Raw genomic sequence first — 6058 nt, forward strand, 5'->3', positions numbered from 1 at the left:
AAACTATGTTGACCTATAAACCTAGCGTATTATTATAAAAGTAATAGTAAAAAACATATCCGAATCTTAATATGAAAGGTGTACAAGTAATTTCTGACTAAAAATGAATATTTACAGAGTCTAACAATAATTAACAAAAGTTCTATAAACTGTTTGTTAATTAGATTTTTGTTGATAGAATGCGTTATTAAGGAAGGTTGGTACTTCTTTTATAGTGCTGTTATAACTTAGAGAATATTTTGTTTCTATATTCGTTTTTTTTGAATTCAAATGGTTTGTTAAATTATTTTAAACAATAAGATATATAGTAAAGTTTTTTTAATGAGAGGTTTGTAGAAGATTGTGAGAAAGCTGTCTATTTAGTCAGGATTTCAGTTAAGTTTTAGTAAAAGATAGAGAATAGTTAGCTTTATATATAAATAAATTTTTACAAGTGCAGTTAACCAAAGTTCTTTGAAAAAAGTGATTTAGAAGTGTTTTTCATTATCGCCTTATGAAATATTAATATTTTATCGAACAGCTGTGTTTATATTTGGTCAAAATTAGTCAATCAAGGATGGTTTTATGAATACTATAATTGTGAAAGTTAATAATAAAGTTGAGACAGTTGCTGAGCATACAGTGGTCTTAAAAAATGAAACGCCTACAGTGATTAAAGCTGTTAATAGAACTAATTACGAGCTGCTTGATACAACCGTTAATCGTGCACCAAATAATGTTGTTACTAAAAGAGTAGATAAAAACCTTCATATTTCTTTTGAAAATGACGGACAGGGCCCAGACCTCATTATTGAAGGGTTTTATGATAATGCAGATAGTGCATTAATAGGTATGGCTGAAGATGGTAGCTATTACTACTATCTTCCTGATACAGGTGACGTGGCAGACTATGTCACTGAACTACAAATGGGTGAAGCTCAAAGTCAATCATTAGCTGGAGATACACAAATAAGTCCTTGGTGGGTTGGGGCCACAGAAGCTGAAGGTTTTGCGGCTTTACCATGGTTGTTGGGTCTAGCAGGTGTTGGTGTGGCGGCAGCGGCTTTAGGGGGAGGGGGCGGTGATGATAACGATAACGATAGCGCACCAGTAGACACCACCGCGCCTGACGCCCCAAGTATTGATGCTTTTAATGGTACTACCGTCACAGGTAACGCTGAGCCCGGCAGTCGCGTAGACATCTTAGATGCAGATGACAATGTCATTGGTACTGCGACAGCAGATGCTACCACAGGTGCCTACGAGGTAACTCTTGATACACCGCTTGCCGATGGCGAGACGATTAACGCCGTTGCTACTGATGCAGCAGGTAATACCTCAGCAGAGTCTGATCCAATAAATGCTCCTGACACTACCGCTCCTGATGCTCCAGAGATTGATGGCTTTGATGGCACCACGGTTGTTGGTAGTGCAGAGCCTGGCAGTACGGTCAACATCTTAGATGCAGACGATACTGTCATTGGTACAGCAACCGCCGATGGTACGACAGGCGCTTACACCGTGGTCTTCGACCCAGCGCTTGCTGATGGCACACCGATCACGGCCACGGCCACCGATGCGGCAAACAATACGTCTGATGAATCCGCCGTCTTCAATGCGGACACCGCTACCGACACCACCGCGCCTGACGCCCCAAGTATTGATGCTTTTAATGGTACTACCGTCACAGGTAACGCTGAGCCCGGCAGTCGCGTAGACATCTTAGATGCAGATGACAATGTCATTGGTACTGCGACAGCAGATGCTACCACAGGTGCCTACGAGGTAACTCTTGATACACCGCTTGCCGATGGCGAGACGATTAACGCCGTTGCTACTGATGCAGCAGGTAATACCTCAGCAGAGTCTGATCCAATAAATGCTCCTGACACTACCGCTCCTGATGCTCCAAGTATTGTTATCGGTAATGGTGACGCCTTGATCACCGCTGATGAGATTAGTGATGATCAAGTCACTATTTCTATTGGTTTGCCAGATAATGCGTCTGTAGGTGACACTGTTACTGTCAATGGTGTTGATCAGAAACTAACTAATGATGACATCGCAAATAGTACGGCAACCGTAACTATTAATGCTCCATTAGAAGGCCAATCTCTGCAAGTCACTGCCAGTATCACAGACGTAGCTGGAAACGAGTCTACGGCTGTTACAGCTAGTGCTACTAGAGATACAGATGATGCGCCTGAAGCACCAGATAGTGTAGCTATCGGGAACGGAGATGCCTTTATTACGGCTGATGAGATAGCGGGTAACCAGGTAGATGTTATTGTTGACTTGCCAGAGAGTTCGAGTGTTGGTTATACCGTGATCGTCAACGGTGTCGAAAAAGTTTTAACTAATGACGATATTGAAGCTGGTAATGTTGGGGTTGAAATACCCGCACCAGAAGAAGGAGCCGCATTAAAGGTTTCTGTCAAAATCGAAGATACGGCTGGTAATGTTTCCCCTACTGTAACAGCCAATGCTGTTCGAGACACCACGGCGCCTGACACACCGCTTGCAGCACCTGTCATCACCGACAACGTAGATGGCAATGGCGATCCGCTTGACCCTGCAGAAACCATTGCAAATCAAGGCATCACCAACGACAACACCCCAGGCGTGGTTATACCAGATAGTGAATTGGCCAGCGGCACACCAACATTGTTGGTTGATGGTGATCCAGTACCGGCCACTTTAGTGGGGAATACCCTAACACCAAACACACCGCTTGCTGATGACACCTATAATATCAGCTATACCATCACAGATGCCGCCGGTAACGTGAGTGACGCATCTCCTGTGACGATCATAACGGTAGACACTAACGAAATCATTGCAGCGGCTGATAATTTCGTTGACTTCCAACTAACAGCTACACCTTTAGAAACTGAGAATCTAACACCAAGTGATCTGAATAAAACTGGTTTTACCGTGGTTAATGTAGGTTTAGGCCCAGTATTAAACGCAGGTGTGCTTGATGATGTTATTGCCAATTCAGTGGTACTTGAAGTAGGTGAAGATCAAGTACGAGAAGTTAGAGTTCAAGGTGCAGCAATTGGAGTTCAAGTTCTGAGTACCATAGATTTGAGCTTGTACAAATTGAATGAGTCTACAAATGAATGGGAGTTACAGGAAGTAAAAGAAGACTGGGTAGTATCTTACTTATTAGGCGGCGCATCTCAAGAGACCGATTTTAGCTTGGATGAAGGAGAGTGGCTGTTTGTTATGTCTAGTGGTGAAGGTGTCTCTGCGCTCACTAATTATACCTTAAACTTTCTCTCTGATACTGTTTTGGACTATTCTCAAGCAACAGCGGTCAGCGGCTCTATTACAGGGAATGTGCTAGACGATGTCGATGCAAGCTTTGGTTATGATGAACTACCGACGAATGCGACGGTTACCTCAATTACGTCGGTCAATGGTGAAAAGCCGCTCGTAGAAGGTGAGGAGACTATTCAAGGAGAATACGGTACGCTGACAATATTCTCTGATGGCAGTTATGAGTATGAAGTGGATAGCAGTTTCCGTGGTCCGTATGGCAGCGAGGATAGCTTTACCTATACTGTGACATCACCTGATGGTAATAGCTCTTCTGCAGATCTTACTATTCAATTGAATATCTTACCGGTTGATAATCAAGTCAAAATAGATGAGAGCCTTGTAGTAGATATTACGCCAACCGAAGTTCCAGATACGGATTTTGATTCTATTGATGACGTTGGTGGATTTAGTATTGCTAATATAGGAATACTAGGGCCAATTCTTGATGCAGATGCTTTGAGTGGTTCGGGCGTCATGCAATTCACTGTCGGTGATAACCAAGTACGTGAATTGACCTTTGAAGGTACAGGTTTTGGATTGCTTTCATTAGCTGTTGATTACGATCTGATTGTTTATAGACAGGACGAGTCAACAGGCAATTTCGTTCAAGTGCATCTAGAAGACGACTGGTTTAGAGCACCTGTAGCTGGTGGCAGGACCTCTGACCCATTAGAGTTACAGCTTGGCGAAGGCAATTATAGAGCCATATTGATTGCTGGTGACGGTATAGGTGTAGCTGGTGGCACTGTACTGAGGGTTACTGTGGATAAACTATTTGACTACAATGATCCCTCTACTTTTACTGGTTCGATCGCTGGCAAAGATGCAACTGACGATGCAGGCATTGTATTACTTAAAGTGGACGATCAGATAATGGAGTTAAACGAACCCACGGTCGTGCAAGGTGAGTATGGCAGCTTAACAATTAATATTGATGGCACCTATGATTATACTGTCGCAAAACCTACTGATGCAGGTCCTGACTGGGTGCCGCCTTATGGAGAAGTAGAGTCTTTCAATCTAGTGACTAAAGATGCAAATGGTCTGGTCGCTGTTGACACATTGAATATCAAAATCAGCACTCATACTGCGGTTGATGATTTCAATAACGTCACAGTGCAAGAACAAAATGTGGTAACTGACATTGTATATGAGGAACCAGATGTTATTTTTGGAAACTATGGTGTTTCTTATTCTCAAACATTCACAATTGATGAAGATAAAGTGGGTACATCCTTTAACATAAGGGTTGAGGGTGAGTCAAATGGTGTGTTTGATAGTGATATGACAATTAGCTATACACTTGAAAATACAACGACAGGTGAAACGTGGACATCTACTACTAATGCAGAAAACGATGTTATTCTAGATATAACACGTAATGATATTCCGCTAACGGCGGGTCAATATACATTGCTATTAACGTCGATAGATGGGGTAATGGAGAAAATTGACTTTGTCGCTAATATCGTTGATACCGATAGCTTCGAAGTGTCTACTATTGATCCAACTTCTGGATTCCTGTTGGATAATGATGTGGGTAGTAATAATATCTCTGAGCTAAAAGTGGGTGGTAAGTCTGTATTTGTTAATGATCCAAATCAAGGCGCAGAGTCGATTGATATCGAAGGCTTGTATGGCACCTTGACAGTTAATAAAAATGGCAGCTATAGCTACTTACCAAACGGCGAAAGTTTTGGAATTGAGCGCTTTACCTACGAGACGACTTCTGTAACTGGCGATAAAGAAACCGCTACTCTAGAGCTCAATGTTGGTAAAGGTATCACTGCCTCTGAGTTTGCTGATACTGCGGTTAGCTCTGCTGCAAATGACAGCTTTGTTATGGGCACAGGAGCTGATACCTTAGTCTTTGATAACTTAAATGGTACAAATGGTGGCAATGGCAACAACGGTGTTGATACTTGGAGCGACTTCAGTGCTCAACAGGGCGATCAGATTGATATTACTGGCTTACTTGACGGTAACCAAACGCTAGGTAATATCGGTAATTACCTGAAATATGAGAATGGTATGCTCATGGTAGATCGTAATGGTAACTCTGAGTTTGAAGAGATGTTGGAAGTAGATGCAACTGATCTTGATGATTTGTTAGGTAGCATTAACTGGGGAGCAGAAGCTGGTGGTAGAGTCAATTTGATTGGAACGAGCGGTGATGACGTCGTTGATATTGCCTATAATATCTCTGATGTGTCATTGATCAATCTAGGAGATGGCTTTGATACTATCAACTTAACTGGATCAGGCCAGACGCTAAGTCTATCGGATATCTTCCAAACGGAGGCGCTCGATATTAGCGGTTCAGGTGCCAATACACTGCTAGTTCAAGCAGCAGATGTTATCAACTCAGGAACCACGAATCCTATCTATGTAAGAGGGGGTAGTGATGATACAGTAGATTTGGGTAGTAATGGCGATGATCTTAGTGATGTAGATGGCACTAATAGTCCTTCAGCTTGGATAGATTCAGGAGTTGATGTTACAGATACTAATGGTCAAGTATATAATGTGTGGCAATTAGATAGTAATGCTGCTACGCAGATTTATATCGATACGGATATCAATGTTATCTAATATTAGCTGATGAAATTTTGATATAAGAAACGCTTCCGAAATGGAGGCGTTTTTTACAATGTCTATTTAATTAGTTGTAGATGTGGGGTAATCCCCCCAATAAATAAGAACACTCATAAATAGAGAGTAACTGCTAGAATACATCAGCAGGAGAATCCTATGA

At 42.0% G+C, this 6058-nt stretch carries 1 protein-coding gene; it reads left to right on the forward strand.

Going from position 1 to position 6058, the window contains the following annotated elements:
* Positions 1-564: 564 nt before the first annotated feature.
* Positions 565-5895, forward strand: a complete 5331-nt coding sequence (locus JMY00_RS13300; protein WP_201580510.1) for a BapA/Bap/LapF family large adhesin — start codon at positions 565-567, stop codon at positions 5893-5895.
* Positions 5896-6058 lie beyond the last annotated feature (163 nt).

The sequence above is a fragment of the Psychrobacter sp. Pi2-52 genome, from assembly GCF_904846705.1.
GTDB lineage: Bacteria > Pseudomonadota > Gammaproteobacteria > Pseudomonadales > Moraxellaceae > Psychrobacter.

Bases quoted from the DNA above. Each gene is read 5' to 3' on its own strand.
- JMY00_RS13300 (WP_201580510.1), top strand. From the start codon at position 565: ATGAATACTATAATTGTGAAAGTTAATAATAAAGTTGAGACAGTTGCT.